We start from the raw sequence: 17468 nt of genomic DNA on the forward strand, positions 1-17468 counted from the left end.
GCGCATAGGTCAAAGAATTAAAGTCAAAGTCACCGTCTAAAGACGGTGGTTTTAAACCTTTCATATGGAAAAATAAATTAATAAATTAATAAATTAATAACTTTAATAAATAATAAACCATTAAAACAGTGAGTAAGGAATAAAAAAGCAAAGCGTACTCAATATTAAAATCACTCCTTGCTTTTATATATATTTAATACTGGATTATTAATATTTTAAATTAATCATTTACTTATCATTATATTTCACTGAAAAAACTAAAATGAACTTCGACTAAAATTCGATATCTAATTGATTTATTTTAATATTTATTTTTGGCACACACCAGTAACCTCTGTTATTTTGTCAATCAGTAATAAATTTTATTGTAATTTAATTAGTTAACAAAAGGATAAATCAACGTCATGACATTGATGTTTTTCTCTATATGAAATATTTTCATGATGTCCTCTGATTCAGAAAAGTATCAAACTGCTTTTCCCAAATATTCAATTAAAAGGAGCCATTGCATCAGTGTAGATAAAATCGTCGCTACTTTTGATTGGCAGTCTCTAACGTAAATACGAATTCACTTAACGATTTCAATTAATTACAGGAAATGACAATGAAATTAGAAACTCTATCCATTCATGCGGGTTATTCGCCAGATCCTGCCACCAAAGCAGTTGCCGTTCCCATCTACCAGACAACGTCTTACGCCTTCGATGATACCCAGCATGGGGCTGATCTATTTGATTTAAAAGTTGAAGGTAACATTTACTCCCGCATGATGAACCCAACCAATGATGTGTTGGAAAAGCGCATTGCGGCCTTGGAAGGTGGCATTGGTGCACTGTCTGTTGCTTCAGGTATGGCAGCCGTCACCTATGCTATCCAAACCATTGCCCAAGCGGGAGATAACATCATTTCCGTGGCAAAACTTTATGGTGGAACCTATAACGTGATGGCGCACACTTTCCCAAGCATAGGGATTGAGACCCGTTTCGTTGATCACAATGATATTGCAGCCATCGAAGCATTGATTGATGAGAAAACCAAAGCAGTGTATTGCGAATCCATCACCAATCCCGGTGGTCATATCATTGATATCCAAGCAATGGCAGATGTTGCCCATAAATATGGTATCCCGCTGATTGTCGATAATACCGTCGCAACCCCCTACTTATGCCGTCCGTTTGAACATGGTGCAGATATCGTCATCCACTCTCTGACCAAATACATCGGCGGTCATGGTACCACCATGGGCGGTATTATCGTCGATTCAGGCAAATTCCCGTGGGCAGAACATCAAGATCGTTTTGCTATTCTCAGCACACCGGATGCGTCGTATCACGGAATTATCTATACCGAACATTTTGGTGCAGCCGCCTATATCGCCCGCTGTCGTGTTGGGCCACTGCGCAGCACTGGTGCCACACTTTCGGCATTCAGTGCATTCCTGATCCTGCAAGGGCTTGAAACATTAGCGCTTCGCATGGAACGCCATACTGAAAATGCCTTGAGAGTCGCACAATACTTGAATGAGCATCCTCAAGTATCTTGGGTTAAATACGCCGGATTGCCTGAACACCCAGAGCATGAATTGGCGGTACGTTACATGGGGGGGAAACCTTCGTCTGTGCTGTCCTTCGGCATCAAAGGAGAAGAAGAAGCCGGCACACGTTTCATTGATGCACTGGAACTGATCGTGCGTCTGGTCAACATCGGCGATGCCAAATCTCTGGCCTGCCATCCGGCATCAACCACACACCGCCAGTTAAACGATGAAGAAATGGTAAAAGCGGGTGTATCACGAGATTTGATTCGTCTTTCCATTGGAATAGAGCACAGCGACGATATTATTGCCGATCTTTCACAAGCGTTAGATGCTGCAAAATAGTCATTAATTTATTATTCAAATAAATAATAAAACACCGGTATCGACAGATGTTGATACCGATGAGATTATAAAAAATATAAAATCAGATTTTATTAAAATTAGATAATAAATTAGAATATCGTTCCATATCAATATTTCCACCACTAAGAATAATCCCGATTCGTTGCCCTTTCAACTCTTCCCGCACCTTTCTTGCAGCAGCAAACCCTAAACATCCTGTAGGTTCAACAACTGTTTTCATTCGTTCTGCTAAAAAGTACATAGCATCAACCAATTCATCATCTGAAGTAACCAGAATATCTTCAACCAGATTACGAATAATAGGAAAAGTGTATTTTCCTAGATGCTGTGTTTGTGCTCCATCCGCAATGGTTTTTGGTGTTGCAATATGAACAATTTCACCTTTTTTAAAAGATTGCTGACCATCATTACCTGCTACAGGCTCTACACCAAAAATCCGACATTTTGGAGAAAAATGAACAGCAGAAAGTGCAGAACCTGATAATAACCCTCCACCACCAAGAGGAATGAACAAGGCATCCAATTCTCCCACTTCTTCAAACAATTCTTTAGTTGATGTTCCTTGACCAGCAATGATATGTGGATGATCGTAAGGTGGAATAAACGTTAAACCGTACTGATTCGCTAAATCACGAGTTATTTCTTCACAATCTTCAGTATATCTATCGTAGATTACTACTTTACCACCATAACCTTTTGTCGCTGCAATTTTGGCCTTCGGAGCATCCTGTGGCATGACAATAGTAGCAGGAATATTGAGTAAATTAGCAGCCAAAGAAATAGCTTGTGCATGATTTCCAGACGAAAAAGTAACGACTCCCGCTTTTTTCTGTTCATCACTAAATTGATATAACGCATTCATAGCTCCACGAAATTTGAATGCTCCCATTCTTTGGTAATTTTCACACTTAAAATAGACTTCAGCATTGAAGATTTGGTTAACAGTCCTTGACGTAAAAACAGGGGTTTTATTGATATATTTTTTAATTCGGGAATGCGCTTCTACTACATCACGATAATCTGGAAGAAAATTCATTCTTTAATTTCCTGATCTGAGAAAAATATTTTATGTTTTTTTAAGCATGCCAACCTTAATGCCATAATTAATTTGATATTTTTTATAAATACTCAGTAAAATTTCATCATTTTATTAATTCCTCCCATCTCTGTTACATGTACTAATTAATGGCTATTTTCAGTGATTTTTCACTATCAATCATTAACACATAAAGTAACTCACAGATCAATTATCTCCAATATTTCATGCTAAAGCCCCACAGTAAATCTTTATAGTTCAATAATATATTATTCACTATTAGAAATAATTCCCACGCTATCTTATTAAGATCATCTTTATACGGCAAAAAGCCCACAATAAAATTGGTTCAGAATACTGATTATTAAGTTAGATTATATTAACAAAATAAAATAATTCATCTTTTTATTAACACATAAGAAACATTTGTTCGTTTTACTTATCTATTGTATTTTAATTACGAACAATCAAGGAGGAAACCGTGGCTTTTTTGGTTATGATTATCGAAATCTGCAAGTCGATCCTGAGTGGAAACCAGGTGAAAACCAAGCTGTATCACTCGTGATAAAAGCGGGCCAATGCGTGATCTTCTGGTCAACCTTGATGCATGCTTCTTACCCTAATACTTCTGAGAAACACTATCGTATGGGATTTACTACCCGCTATGCACCAAGCTATGTCGATATTTATCCCAATACTGATTATGTCTACGAATATGGTGGCAATATCCCACTTGATAAATTTGGCTGCGTGATCGTGTCAGGTCAGAGCCGTAACACCAACAACCGGATTGCTTCTCATAACTTGCTGGATCAACCCCTTATACCACTATGAAGGAAGATGTCCTGATGACTCAAATCCAGTGCTATCTCAATAATACATACTGTTTCCTCTCCACTGGCGAAGTTATCGCCAGTGGTTCCGATGAATGGGGACAATGGATTGCTCTAAATAACAACCTATTTCATCCACAAGGCGGGGGGCAACCCGCCGATATTGGCTGGGTGAATAATGTCCCCGTGAAGGTTAGAAAGCAGGCTACAGGGCAGATAGCCGTGTATCCGGAATCCACACTTCATGCCCCACTGGGTGCACAATTGAACTCAAAACTATCAGAAGAGGCCCGTATATGTCATGCAGCACTACACACTGCTGGTCACCTGCTGAACTGGGAAATGCGTCAATATGGCTGGATGGCAATCAGCGGCCACCACTTTCCCGGAGAGTCACGCGTTGAGTTCTCTCCTATAGGCTCCAGTGCCATACCTTTCGATCAGCTATCTTTACAAAATATCGAAACGACTATCAACACTAAACTACGTGATGGCGGGCAAGTAACAACTTGGTATGAAGCGGATACCCGGCTGTGTTTAATTGAAGGCACTGAACCCATGCCCTGCGCGGGCACACATGTCGATAATCTGAACAAAATCAATAAATTTACCATTAAGTCGGTCAAGTTCAAAAAGGGAACTCTACGTATCAGCTACGATGCCAGCCATATTATTTTAAGGGCTGACAATGTCTCATGATGTATTACCTCTATCCCGTAGACGGCTTTATCTGCTAGATCTGGGACTACTGGCTGTTGCCCTTTCTTGGGGTGCCAGCTATTCGCTGATGCAATTGATCATTCAAGCCGGGCTGACTGTACCGTTATTTTTGATGCTGCGCTTTGCTCTATCTGTACCTTTTATGTTTCTTGGCACTCGGGTACGCCTGCGTAACATCAAACCAGGGGAAATTATTAATGGCCTTATATTCGGCTGCCTGCTGTACGCCATCCTGACGTTTGAAACCTTGGGAGTTAAGTACACTACAGCATCCAATGCTGGGTTCCTTATCGCCTTGTCTGTCGTTATCGTCCCCTTTTTTGAACGTATATTTGGAAAACGTAAGCAAAGTAAGTTTATTTACTTTACCTGTTTTATTTCTTTAGCCGGCGGTGGGATATTAAGTTTTTCCGATACAGGCAACTTTGGCTTTAATAACGGTGACTGGTTGATCCTGCTTGCAGCGCTGATCCGCGGTTTCCAAATCTTTATGTTTGGTAAGCAGACATCCGGTAAATCCTACTCATTGGTTAATATCACCCTGATTGAACTGGTGACAGTCTCCGTACTTGGGTTAGCCTTTGTTTTAATGACTGACACAGCATCCCTGCACCTCATTCCAACCATTACATTCGATGTTTGGGGATATATTCTGTTTCTGAGCTTACTGGCAACTGCTTTTGCTTTTCTGATGCAGCTCTATGCAGCAAAAACCACCAGTCCTACTCGGGTTGGCCTGATTTTGTCGTTGGAACCCGCATTTGCAGCCCTGTTTGCTGTCGCAATTATGGGAGAAACTATCGGTATTTTGCAGAGCTTCGGCGGAGCCATTATTGTCTGTGCCGCTCTGCTAGGACGTATCGTGGAAGGAAAACGCTATGAGTAATCAACGTCCTCATATCGATAGTAAGCAGGTATAATTATGTTGACATGATGGGGGCCATCTTTCCCCCATGATTATTAACTTTGAATTGAATAAGACATGACTACTGTTGCACTAACTGCAACATCAATACATATATAGGAATGTATGACATCACCAGAGAATGCATAAAAGTCACCGGGATTTAATATCACACTTTCATCGCTTGAAAGTCGTAACATTAAGACACCATCATGAACCATAATGTGTTCATGAGTCCCTACTGTATGAGCGGGACTACTAATAATAACCCCTGGATTCATTTGTAAATGCCATATTTCAGCAACACTACCCAAGCCGATACGAAACTTCATCACTTGAGAATATGTATCCTCCATTGGAATATTTTTTTCCAGATAGGGGTAGCGCTCATTATTGCTGCCAAATAAATCTCCCAGCGGAAGACGTAGCGCAATTGCAATAGCATCTAACGTATCAATTCGAGGGTTAGAGTTGCCTGATTCTAATTGAGATAGTGCGGCCTTAGATACACCAGACAACTTAGAAAGTTCGTTTAAAGAAATATTTCTAGCTAAACGCAATCGTTTTACCTTGTTACCGATATCTATACAATTTTTTTAACTCTATCTTGTTGTTGAGTATTATTCATAACCAAATCAATTTTTTAGTGGGAATGAATAAAGACTAACAGAAATAGATGGAAACATCTTCAAAAATAAGTAATTAATATAACTCCCCATTTAATTAACATTATGAATTAAATGGGGAGTTATATTTTATTGATTATTAAAGAGGGCAATGAAATGCTTCAGATAAACGATTGTTTCAAGATAATCTATACCAGTGCCCTATTACTTATAATGCCAGGCCCAACAAATACCTTACTACTCTGTTCAGGATTCTCTCAAGGGATAATAAAAAGCCTTAAATTAATTCTTGCCGAATGTATAGGTTATTTACTATCAATAAGTAGTTGGGCACTATTAATTATTGTTCTGGCAAAGCATAGCCCACTTCTCTTACTCACAATAAAACTAATTTCTGCTCTTTATGTCGCTTATCTGGCAGTAAAAATATGGCATTTTTCCCTACAAGGGTATGATTACCATGTGACTACAATGACAATATTCTTCACTACCCTGCTCAACCCCAAGTCTTTTATATTTGCTACTTTTATTATCCCAACATCTGCATTCCTCAATCACCAAGATTATTCTTTTGCCATACTAAGTATACTCTTCGCTCTTCTACCCATTTCCCTGCTATGGACTGTCTGCGGTGCCAGTATGCCTTTGTGGAACACTGGACGATTGTTCAAGCCAACACTGTTGTATCGTGTCGCATCTCTGACTATGTTCATTTTTTCTATTTCCATGTTATATAACTCAGTTTCTATCATCGTCTCCCAGTAAATTTTTACAGAAAATCGTTAATAAGGTTTCAGGGGCGTATCGACTATGCGCCTGTATTGCCTGAGTACCGTTTTTTTATTTCAATCATTATTTTATTAAAAAAATGAAACACCCATGACAATAAAACGACAAAATAACCAAAAAATAGATAAATCATAAACACATAAACTTATTATTCATATTATGCAAAGACTGGTAAAAACCAGCCTTTGCATTTTCAATCAGATATCAAGCTTTGAACGTGATCCACGGCCTGACCCTTGCCACGGGCTAAATTAATCCGGTCTGTTCTTGGATCTCAATCACCGGCGTAATTGGCTTGTAAGCCTCAGGCGCTTCTTCACGCAGGCGATCGCTTTTCAAAGTGATGCACTGCCACGGCAATCGGCTATTTTTTTGTAGATCAGGCACTTTATTCCGCATTGCCTGACGGCGTACCGAACGCCCGGCTCCGTGTGAACATGACCACAACCAGTCTTCATTGCCTTTCCCCAATACAAGGTAAGAATAATCCCCCATTGAGCCGGGAATTAACGCCAACTCCCCTGCCCGTGCAGGTGTAGCGCCTTTGCGATGGAGATTCATACCCTGCTCAGGAAAAATAATATTATGCGAGAGATCCACAATCAACTTACTTTTATCCTGCCCAAAAACCTGTTTCCAAGCCGCGCGCACCAGTTCCGTCAAAACAATGCGATTCGCCCACGCATAACGCGCCGCACAACCCATCGCCAGAAAATATTCCTGAGCGTGTTCATCTGTCAGACCAAATAGGCCAGAAGATGGATATTTTGCCGTAGCCGGCCATAAAGCCCTCGCTTTATCCATCCAACGCTGACCTATGTAAAAACCCACATCCCGTGAGCCAGTGTGGATCATCATCAATACCTCACCTTCATGCAGGCCTGCCGCGTAAGCCGCGTGCCTGTCCAGAATGGTATCGACGATTTGCAGTTCAACAAAGTGGTTGCCTGAACCCACCGTACCCAAGCTTGCCGGACGGATGATTTCACGTTGCTCGAAAAAGGCTTCAGGTGCGTATCGGCTATGCGCCTGTACTGCCTGAGTACTCAGTATCGCGTTTAATTCGGCATACATGCGCTTGAAATCGGCCTGTTGCCAGACCCCCTGTTGAGGTAATTCCTGTAACCATGCCGCCAGCCCTTCGTCAAACAGGGCACTGAATGAGGTTGATGTGACGGGTACATCACGTTGATCCAGCAATAGGGTATTTTTTAACTGCTGAATCAAGGCTTCTTTTTGGCTATACGCTTCCGCATAGCTCAAACCCGTTGTCAGCAGGCGCATACCGCAGTTGATGTCTGTCCCAATGGCAGCAGGGATCACCAGATCCTCTGTCGTTGCCACAATACAGCCCACTGGCGCCACCGCTCCCGGATGAAAATCCGGTGTCGCTCTGGTACGACACACTTTCGCGTCGCTGCCGGGTACGTGAACGGAAGCAAGGTCAAGTAATTGCTGTACGGCCTTTTCTTCCAATGGCAAGGATTCAGGCAGTAGAACTTCAGCTTCAATTTGCTCTTTATTGAAACGATAGATATTATTTTCGTACTGGGTTTCGATTCCCTGACGGGATAAACGTTTTTGTAAACGAGTAAACGTAGACATGTTGGCTACCTAGAAAAACAAAAAGTTGCTTCTTCCGTTTTCATGGGGAAGAAGTGTTGTTTTTCCTGCAGCAGCTCAATTCAGGAAGATTTTAGCGGCGGTACTTTATCCATGAATTCTGAGATTGTAAAGGCCTTTCTGATATCAGATAAAAAATCACCGCATAACCAGTATTTCATTATTACTGATAGATAAGGCTCTGTTTTACAACCACTTTAGATAAGGGTTTCTGTTTGTATTCAATGTGTTTTCTTACTTGTCTAACACAAAACGAGGAATGACAGGCAGGCAATAGACCACCCCATCAGAAAATGAACCGTAATCTATTGACTAAATGAGGACTGGATTATGTCAGACAGTTTCCAAAATAATAATCTTATCGAATAAAACCATACTTATTAATAAGGTTATATGGAGAGTCAGAATACATATAAAATTATCCAATTCATGCGTAATCTCGGTTATATCTCCAAGCATGCTCTAATGCTGTTTGAAATTCTTTTCCTTTAATTTCTTTAGTGTATTCTTCACGTAATTTTTCCCATTCTTGCCAAGATTGACAATCACTATCATTTATATCATCTAGAAATTCATAAAGCGTTATTATTTCATTTTTTATGTACTCTATAGTATTCTTCCGACTATTAAATAACGATGTATCATTATTCAAATTAAATACACGGATCGTTTCTTCCGCTTTTTGTCTTTCTCTGTCACACAAATTTCGCTGAGGGACAACATGGCCAGAAATTAAGAAAAGCAAATAGTCACCAGGATCTTCTTCATCAGGTTTGATCAGTTTATTGATATCACATGGTGGGTTCAGCTTTCTATTATCCTTATATATCCCACAACGTCCCCACCCTCCAGTTTTTTGAGGATCTCCACAGGAACCAAACAGATTACCCCAATTAAAAGTTTTATCTGGAAACGTTTCACGCTTCCTAAAGTGCTCTATATGTTTACTCTTCCCCTTCAATCTACATTCACAATAAGCACAAAATTCACCTTGCATCTGCTCCAATTTTGACCATATTTCATCCTTCGGAACCGCTCCCCAACTATCTACGCCATGTTTAAAATTAGATAAACAGTCTGGAGCTTCCTGACGTTCTAATTTCTTCAATTTTCATCCTTTTTCTTATCAAATTTTTTACGAGCCTTAACTTTCAAGCTTTGAAGACGAATGTGACTTTCACAACGTTTAACTTCTGGATGCTCATCACCAAAATGTTCTTTGATCTTATTGAATAACTCTTTAGCATTCGAATTATTTTCATAATTATCTTTTTCAACCAATTCGATTAGATCGTTAACCCATTTTGACTCTGGAAGATCCGGAATGGAAAAAGTATTCATCAATTGTTCAAGAACATCGCTATTTGCAACGCCCTTTGTTTGAAAATCAGGTACTCTCAGCCAAACTGCTCCTGTATCATCTTCTCCACTAAAATAACGAATATTTTTTCTATTCACTGTGGACAACACTTGTGGGCTATGAGTAGAAATAATAAATTGGATATTGGGAAAGGTTTCCTGAAGCGTTGTAATTATGCTTTGCTGCCATTTAGGATGCAGATGAAGCTCGATTTCATCAATAAGCACAATACCATTTCCTTCCAAAGGGTTTTCTTTTTCAGGGTTTAATAATACCAATCTTCGAGTTAAATCAGCGACTAAAGCAATAAATACTCGTTGACCATCTGAAAGCTGAGTTAATTTAACTGCTTTTCCATCAATTAAAACGAGAATCTCATCAACACCAGATTTATCTGTGACCCAAATATCTTCAACACTGGGTACTACATGTGAAATTGCTTCAATCACTTTAGAAACAATAATAGATTCATGAGAACCATCATCTTGTTTTTCTTCCAAAGATTCCAGATATTTATTTTTCATTTCCTTTAAAATAGAATCATCATAGATTGTTGAAAGAATTTCATTCATAACTTTAATTTCAATTTGTTTTTTTAATTGATTCAATTCTTCATTGAAAATTGAGGTTCCATATTTTTTTATTTTACTCAAAGAAATAAACCAATCTACAAAATTTTCAAATTTGCCAGTACCTCTAAGAGCATCAGTATAAGCATCGAAACGTAACCTTCGCTTTTCAGGTATATCGATCAGAAAATTTCTTTTATTAATTTTCAAAGGATAAGAACGTTCAATTAAATATGAAGCAAATAAAGGAAGATTAATTCTTCGCTTATCATTAATAATTCTCCACATATTAGCAATAGATTTCAAACCTACTACTTCACTATCACGTTTTTTCGATGCAGCTTCAATTGCTCTTGATAAACGAGCATTTATTCTAGTGTCAACGCCATACTTGAATTCAGTATAAATATCAGCATAACCTTCACTTTCATTATGAATATCGTCATAGGTTATACCACTTCCTTGACCATCTTCTTTTAAGATATTAGCATTTAACCAACTTAATGTTTTACTGATAGCTTCAATAATTGAAGTTTTTCCTTCACCATTAGTGCCAATAAAAACAGTAAGATGTCTATCTAATCCTTTCTCAATATTCAGTTTTTTGAATCGACGAAAATCTATGAGCTTTAAGGACTCTAATATAAAATTATTTTCTTCTATCAGAACACAACATTGCTCAAAGTAATATTCTGATAGTGATTCGTTCTTTTCTACATTCATTTCTCCGCTCAAATATTCTTGATAGAGATTAAAATTAGCGAGCAAATCACCTTTCTTTGCATTCATTTCCAATGCGCGAATATGTCTATTCTTTTTCATGATGACCCTATATCAAAAATATTTTTTAACGTTTCTTTCGAGTACTTCTGTACTAAACGAGGAATAAACAAGGGTTCAATATGTTTAGCAAAAGCTAACAATCCTTGAAGATAACAAATATCTTCAATACTTAGAACTCCTAATTCGAATTGGTAAACAAGATGTTTAATATACCTTTTTTTTTGTCTACCTATGGATAATTTTCCATCATTCGTAATAGTTACTCCAGTGATATGCCGATTGTGTGCTTTTGATGAAAATATTGTCTTACCATGATTTAGCGTAATCTGCCTATCGAAATGTTTTATCAACAATTTCTTTACCATCTCATGTACAGTAAATAAAACTCCTGTTTGATTAGTTGAAAACGTTAAATCATCTGCATAGCGAGTATAAGCAATTTGATATTTGAGACAAAAATTATACAGTTCCTCGTCAAAATTGTATAAGAAAGAATTTGAAACTGCTGGTGATGTTGGTGCACCAATACTTAATACAAGTTTTCCACTATTTTTTTTACTCGGACACCAGAATAACAAACGTTGTAATATCTTTCTGTCATTATCATCAATGAATAGCTCTTTTTTATTCCAACTTTCCCATAAAATATTAGGGGTGATTGAGTTGAAAAAATTCTCCAAATCCATTTTCAGTAGATATTGATTATCCTTATGATAATTTGCATTATCTTTTATCGATAAACCCTGACGGTATGCCATTGCACTAGGATGAACAGGCAGCAAGCAGCACTTAAGGAAAGCTGTTTGATATTCTTTAAGCCTTTTACTTGGTTGAGCAATGATTCTATGGCCTGAACTACGCTTAGGTATAGAGTAAACTTTATATTTTTTCGGGGCGTCAGAAAGAAAAGTGATCGCTTCTCTCTCACTTATCCCTAATGTTTTTACTAAACCAAATAAAACAGTCATTCAACCTCTGATAGTGAAAAGCCCAAGAACAAACTTGGGCTTTAGAGTTACTCTTTACTAAAGACAGCGAATTAAACGTGTCTACATTTAGGAGCTCGTGTATGCGACTAAATGTAGACACGTTTAATTCGCAACCTAAATGTGTTCAATAAGTTAGAGTCTGGCTAATCACCCGACTAGACGAAGTTCGTCCAAACCGCTAAAGAGCGTTTTAATTCTATGCCAAGTGATCGAGTATCACAACCTCTGGCCTTATTTCTCCGATCCCGTCCTCAAAACAGATATAACTTGCACCAATAACTCTTCACCACCCCCAACCAACCCAACACCTTGCCCTCTCCCCGTTTTGCGAGCATGATCGCAATACCTTTACCCGTTAGTCAGAAAGCCCACATGCTTACGATCAAGAAACTGCAAACCGCTATCTCAAGCCTTTCGGTATGGCGCAAGGGGGATCAACGTGCGCCACATAAGCCGTTATTACTGCTGTATGTACTTTCTCAATACCAAAAAAAGCATGGGCGACTGTTTAACTACGGGGAAGAGCTCCACCAGCCATTACTGGAGTTACTCAACAATTTTGGCCCAAAGCGCAAAAATCATTACCCAACCATGCCATTCTGGCGGTTACGCGGCGATGGGTTCTGGGAGTTGCAGAATACCGAACGCTGCACACCCCAAAAAGGCAATAAAGAACCACCAAAGCGCGAGTTGATTGAATATGGCGTGATAGGAGGATTCGATCAAGCAAGCTACCAATTACTACAAACTAAGCCTGAGCTCATCGATAAACTGGCACAGCAGATTCTCAGTGAACATTTCCCTGAAAGCGTACAGGAGCTAATCGCCAATCAGTTGGATTTCTCCTTAGGTGATATCCGCAAGTTACGCGATCCACATTTTCGTCAGAATATATTGCGTGCCTATAACTATCAGTGTGCCGTGTGTGGCTACAATCTACGCCATGACAATACCCCTGTCGGGCTGGAAGCGGCACATATCAAATGGAAGCAATATGGCGGCCCCTGTACTGTCACCAACGGGCTTGCGCTGTGCTCGTTGCATCATTCCGCATTCGATATGGGTTCAATTGGTCTTGACGATAGTATGAAGTTAATCGTTTCAAAAGGTATTAATGGCGGCCAGATGGTGGAGCAGCTTTTCTGGAATTTTGCCGATCAGCCAATCTTGCTCCCTCAGCAAAAAGAATATTATCCGCTGGAAGAGTTCGTCACTTGGCACCGTAGCCAAGTTTTTAAGCAATAACCCGCACAGATTAAAAAGGGGAGCCATCTGCTCCCCTCATCATGCAAACTGTTACAGGTTATTGACCCGCTTTCAGTTTCTGGAAATAGTTTTCGTACAGGATATTGGCGTTGCCAACATCGCTCTGCCATTCCCCTTTCTGGATAATGGTTTCATCAGGATACAGTGACTGGTCTCTCGTGATTTCTGCCGGCAGTAGTTTTTTCGCCGCCAGATTCGGCGTCGGATAACCGATTTTCTGCGCAACCTGTGCCGCGATCTCCGGGCGTAGCAAGAAGTTAATCAACTTCATCGCACCATCGACATTCTTGGCATTGGTAGGGATCGCCAGACTATCCATCCAGAAAATTCCGCCTTCCTTCGGCCAGATAATATCAACCGGTGTTCCCGACTGGCGTGCTACATAGGCAGAACCTGTCCACACCATGCCTAAATCAACTTCACCTTCCATAAATGGATTGGCTGGGTTATCAGAGTTGAATGCCAATACGTTTGGCATCAGTTTTTGCAGTTCCTGATAAGCCGCTTCAATCTCTTTCGGATTGGTCGTATTGCCGGAATAACCCAGCTTCAGCAATGCCATCTGGAAGACTTCACGAGCATCATCAGTCAGCACCAGACCGTTTTGATACTGAGGCTTCCAAAAATCGGCCCAAGAGCTGATGGTTTTTGGATCGATATTATCGCTGTTGACACCAATGGCCGTTGCTCCCCAAATATAGGGGATAGAATATTCATTCTTCGGATCAAAAGACTTATGCAGCAAATTCGGATCAAGATTTTTGAAATTGCTGAGTTTGCTCGTATCAATCTTTTGCAGCATCCCCTCTTTACTCATTTTTGAGACAAAGTAAGTGGATGGCACAACTAAATCATAAGCGCCGTCTTTATAAGTTTTCAGCTTGGTATACATGCTCTCATTGGATTCATAGGTGGAGTAAATCACCTTAATCCCAGTTTCGTTGGTGAACTGGTTGAGCAAACCAGGCGGAACGTATTCAGTCCAGTTGTAGAAATACAGCGTTTTGCCATCATCAGCGGCAGCGGCATTCACCGAACCAATGCTAAATGCCATCATCCCAGCGGCTAGCAGATAGAACCACTTTTTCATGCAGTGTTTCCCTCGCAGTTGGTGCGTTAGTCTTGTATAGGCTCGGAGTGAACCTACCCTTAGAAAGGCGGCTATTATAGAAGCGACATTTCATGGGGTAAAGCCACTTATTCCGTGTTTTATTGACGTTTTGGCAAGAAATTCTGATTTTTCAGGGTAAAAAGCGATGTTGCAAATAACGCGAAAGCGTGACCAGCCTGTGGCCACGCTTAAATCAACGTTAAGCTTTGCCAGTACGATCACGCATAATAAACTGGCTGAACAGCACCAAGATCAGTGACATTACCAGCAAAATAGTCGCTAATGCATTAACTTCCGGTGAAACGCCCACTTTTACCATCGAGTAAATCTTGAGTGGCAGGATTTCATAGCTTGGCCCCGTCACGAATGAGGAAACAACCACATCATCCATCGACAGGGTAAAACTGAGCAGCCAACCTGCCATCACTGCCGGCATCGCCAGTGGCAGGATGATTTTACGCAGAATGGTCAACTCACCCGCCCCTAAATCCCGCGCCGCTTCCAGCATTTTGACGTCAAAATCTTTCAGACGGGAATAAACCGTCACAACCACGAATGGCAGACAGAACGTGATATGCGAAAACAGCAGTGACCAGAATCCCAGTGAGACGCCCAGCAGCATAAACAGCACCAGCAATGAAATCGCCATGACAATATCCGGCGACATCATCACCACGAACAGCATACCGCTCACGAACTTTTTGCCACGGAACGAATAACGGTACAGAGCAACCGCCGTCAGTGAACCAATCAGAGTGGCAAACGTGGCGGAAGTGACCGCCATCGTCAGGGAATGTCCCGCCGCTTGAAGCAAGCTGTCATTGTTGAACAGCAGGCTGTACCATTCAGTGGTAAAACCCTGCCAGCTAATGCCGAACCGTGACTGGTTAAACGAACTTACGATCAGGATCACAATCGGGATATACAGATAAGCATAAACGAGGGTCATGAAACCACCGCGCAACAGGCGTCCGATCATTCCAGTTCCACCTTCTTGTTCAGCAGTTTAGCCGCACGATAGTAAACCAGCAGCATCAGCCCCATCACCAGCGTTAGGCATATGCTGGTTGCCGCCCCAAACGGCCAGTCGCGAATATTAAGGAACTGGCTTTTTATCACGTTACCGATCAGCAGGTTTTTCGCCCCACCCATCAGGTCAGCCACGTAGAACAGCCCCATTGCCGGCAACAGTACCAACAAGCAACCTGCAATAATGCCCGGCATCGTCAAAGGGATAATGATGCGGATAAACGTCTGCAATTTTCCCGCGCCCAGATCACGCGCGGCTTCCAGACAAGGTTTATCCAACTTTTCAATACTGGAATAGAGTGGCATCACCATAAACGGCAGCAGAATATAAACCAGCCCCAGCACGACGGCTTCGGAGGTATACATAATGCGCAGCGGTTTATCGACGATCCCCAGCCACAGCAGGAAATCATTCAGATAGCCACGGGTGCTGAGGAACATCTTCAAACCATAAATGCGGATTAAAGAGTTCGTCCAAAACGGGACGATCAACAGGAACAGCATCAGCGGACGCAGCTTCTCCGGCATCCGAGCCAAGAAAAAGGCGAACGGGTAGCCGATCACCAGACAGCATAACGTCGCGATGATGGCCATATCCAGCGAGTGTAGCAATACTTCGGCATACAGCGGATCAAACAAGCGGGTATAGTTGTCCAGTGAAAATACCATCTGTACCAGATTGGCATCATCGCGGATCAGAAAGCTGGTTCCGATGATCATCAGGTTCGGCATAAAGACGAACAGCATCAGCCAAGACACCATGCCCGTGATGACGATATTCTGGAATAGTTTACGCGTCTTCTTCATCGACCAGCACAACCTCCCAGCTTTCTACCCAAGTGACCGCGATCTTCTGGTTCAGGGAGTGGTCAACATCGGGATCGTCTTCGTTAAAGAATTCGCTCACCATGACCATTTTGCCATTTTCCATTTCGACCACCGAATCCAGCGTCATGCCCTTGTAGTTACGTTCACGCACATAACCAACCAGACCCGACACCTGCTCGCCATGATTGATCTCTTCGACCCGCAGATCTTCCGGGCGCAGCAGCACTTTCAGTATTTGCCCGGCGGTGACTGGCAACGAAGTGAAAATATCGCATTCGTGGCCTTCGACGTCAGCGCGTATCCGCTGCTCATCAATACGATGCAGCACCTTGGCATCAAAGATATTGATTTCGCCGATAAAGCGGGCAACGAACAGGTTTTTCGGCTCCTCGTAGATCTCACGTGGCGTACCATCTTGCTCGATGTGCCCATCACGCATGACCACGATACGGTCTGACATCACCAGCGCTTCTTCCTGATCATGGGTCACAAAGATAAAGGTAATGCCGAGCTTACGCTGAAGAGCCTTCAACTCATTTTGCATCTGCTTACGCAGCTTATAGTCGAGTGCCGACAGCGATTCATCCAGCAGCAAAACTTTCGGCTTGTTCACAACCGCACGGGCAATCGCCACGCGCTGCTGCTGACCGCCAGAAAGCTGAGCCGGACGCCGTTGGGCAAACTCTTCAAGCTGCACCATGCGCAACGCTTCTTCAACACGCGGGGCAATCTCCTTTGCCGGTGTTTTCTGCATGCGCAATCCAAAAGCGACGTTTTCAAATACGGTCATATGGGGGAACAGCGCGTAACTTTGGAACACCGTATTAACGTGACGGTGCTCGGCGGGAATATCAGTGATATCCTGCCCTTCCAGTAAAATTTTGCCGCTATCCGCATCTTCCAGCCCGGCAATCAGACGGAGTACAGTGGTCTTGCCGCAACCGGATGGCCCAAGAATGGTCAGGAACTCGCCATCATTGATAATCAGATCGAGCTGTGAAATAACTTGTTTGCCGTCGAAACCCTTGCACAGGGTGTTTAGTTCAACGAGTGGTGTCAGAGAGGTATTCTCAGTCATTTATGCTATCATCTATCCCTTGAA

Annotated in this window: 15 protein-coding genes; 5 read left to right on the plus strand and 10 right to left on the minus strand. The window is 41.5% G+C overall.

Going from position 1 to position 17468, the window contains the following annotated elements; all coding sequences use genetic code 11:
- Positions 1-604 precede the first annotated feature (604 nt).
- A complete protein-coding gene (locus NXS07_RS13100) occupies positions 605-1879 on the plus strand; it encodes a bifunctional O-acetylhomoserine aminocarboxypropyltransferase/cysteine synthase (RefSeq protein WP_038208065.1) in 1275 nt (424 codons plus the stop codon).
- 82 nt (positions 1880-1961) lie between these two features.
- On the opposite strand, the gene NXS07_RS13105 is transcribed toward NXS07_RS13100, so the two are convergent.
- Positions 1962-2936, minus strand: coding sequence for a threo-3-hydroxy-L-aspartate ammonia-lyase (locus tag NXS07_RS13105; protein WP_038208068.1), 975 nt, complete (start codon positions 2934-2936; stop codon positions 1962-1964).
- A 426-nt stretch (positions 2937-3362) separates the two neighbouring features.
- Between NXS07_RS13105 and NXS07_RS13110 the strand changes: the two genes are divergently transcribed.
- From NXS07_RS13110 to NXS07_RS13120, 3 genes are read left to right on the plus strand one after another with little or no spacing between them, the layout of a single operon-like run.
- Positions 3363-3770, plus strand: a complete 408-nt coding sequence (locus NXS07_RS13110; protein ID WP_230579708.1) for a phytanoyl-CoA dioxygenase family protein — start codon at positions 3363-3365, stop codon at positions 3768-3770.
- Positions 3771-3784: 14 nt separating this feature from the next.
- Entirely contained in the window at positions 3785-4468 is a 684-nt protein-coding gene (locus NXS07_RS13115; RefSeq protein ID WP_038216036.1) for an alanyl-tRNA editing protein, read from the plus strand.
- Positions 4458-5375, plus strand: a complete 918-nt coding sequence (locus NXS07_RS13120) for a DMT family transporter (protein ID WP_238125578.1) — start codon at positions 4458-4460, stop codon at positions 5373-5375. Before NXS07_RS13115 ends, NXS07_RS13120 begins: the two co-directional genes overlap by 11 nt.
- 74 nt (positions 5376-5449) lie before the next feature.
- On the opposite strand, the gene NXS07_RS13125 is transcribed toward NXS07_RS13120, so the two are convergent.
- From NXS07_RS13125 to NXS07_RS13145, 5 genes are all read right to left on the minus strand, one after another.
- Positions 5450-5953 (minus strand): helix-turn-helix domain-containing protein, encoded by a 504-nt coding sequence (locus NXS07_RS13125; protein WP_230579710.1) that lies wholly within the window; start codon positions 5951-5953, stop codon positions 5450-5452.
- A 1101-nt stretch (positions 5954-7054) separates the two neighbouring features.
- Positions 7055-8413 (minus strand): RtcB family protein, encoded by a 1359-nt coding sequence (locus tag NXS07_RS13130; protein WP_258086890.1) that lies wholly within the window; start codon positions 8411-8413, stop codon positions 7055-7057.
- Between the two features lie 445 nt (positions 8414-8858).
- Positions 8859-9539, minus strand: a complete 681-nt coding sequence (gene ptuB, locus NXS07_RS13135; protein ID WP_258086891.1) for a retron Ec78 anti-phage system effector HNH endonuclease PtuB — start codon at positions 9537-9539, stop codon at positions 8859-8861.
- Complete coding sequence (ptuA, locus tag NXS07_RS13140; RefSeq protein WP_052726107.1) at positions 9536-11182, minus strand: retron Ec78 anti-phage system effector ATPase PtuA; 1647 nt, start codon at positions 11180-11182, stop codon at positions 9536-9538. The genes ptuB and ptuA overlap by 4 nt, the downstream gene beginning before the upstream one ends.
- Positions 11179-12111, minus strand: a complete 933-nt coding sequence (locus tag NXS07_RS13145; RefSeq protein WP_046337609.1) for a retron St85 family RNA-directed DNA polymerase — start codon at positions 12109-12111, stop codon at positions 11179-11181. Before NXS07_RS13145 ends, ptuA begins: the two co-directional genes overlap by 4 nt.
- Before the next feature lie 393 nt (positions 12112-12504).
- On the opposite strand from NXS07_RS13145, the gene NXS07_RS13150 reads away from it, so the two are divergent.
- A complete protein-coding gene (locus tag NXS07_RS13150; protein WP_258086892.1) occupies positions 12505-13377 on the plus strand; it encodes a phosphorothioated DNA-binding restriction endonuclease in 873 nt (290 codons plus the stop codon).
- A 58-nt stretch (positions 13378-13435) separates the two neighbouring features.
- On the opposite strand, the gene potD is transcribed toward NXS07_RS13150, so the two are convergent.
- The 4 genes from potD to potA all read right to left on the minus strand — a co-directional run bounded on the left by potD (position 13436) and on the right by potA (position 17444).
- Positions 13436-14488, minus strand: a complete 1053-nt coding sequence (gene potD, locus NXS07_RS13155; protein ID WP_258086893.1) for a spermidine/putrescine ABC transporter substrate-binding protein PotD — start codon at positions 14486-14488, stop codon at positions 13436-13438.
- Positions 14489-14708: 220 nt separating this feature from the next.
- Complete coding sequence (gene potC, locus NXS07_RS13160; protein ID WP_038182865.1) at positions 14709-15488, minus strand: spermidine/putrescine ABC transporter permease PotC; 780 nt, start codon at positions 15486-15488, stop codon at positions 14709-14711.
- Positions 15485-16345 (minus strand): spermidine/putrescine ABC transporter permease PotB, encoded by an 861-nt coding sequence (gene potB, locus NXS07_RS13165; RefSeq protein WP_258086894.1) that lies wholly within the window; start codon positions 16343-16345, stop codon positions 15485-15487. The genes potC and potB overlap by 4 nt, the downstream gene beginning before the upstream one ends.
- On the minus strand, positions 16329-17444 hold the full coding sequence (gene potA / locus NXS07_RS13170) for a spermidine/putrescine ABC transporter ATP-binding protein PotA (protein WP_258086895.1): 1116 nt from the start codon (positions 17442-17444) through the stop codon (positions 16329-16331). Before potA ends, potB begins: the two co-directional genes overlap by 17 nt.
- Positions 17445-17468: the final 24 nt, after the last annotated feature.

The organism is Xenorhabdus bovienii, from assembly GCF_024721015.1.
Lineage (GTDB): Bacteria > Pseudomonadota > Gammaproteobacteria > Enterobacterales > Enterobacteriaceae > Xenorhabdus > Xenorhabdus bovienii.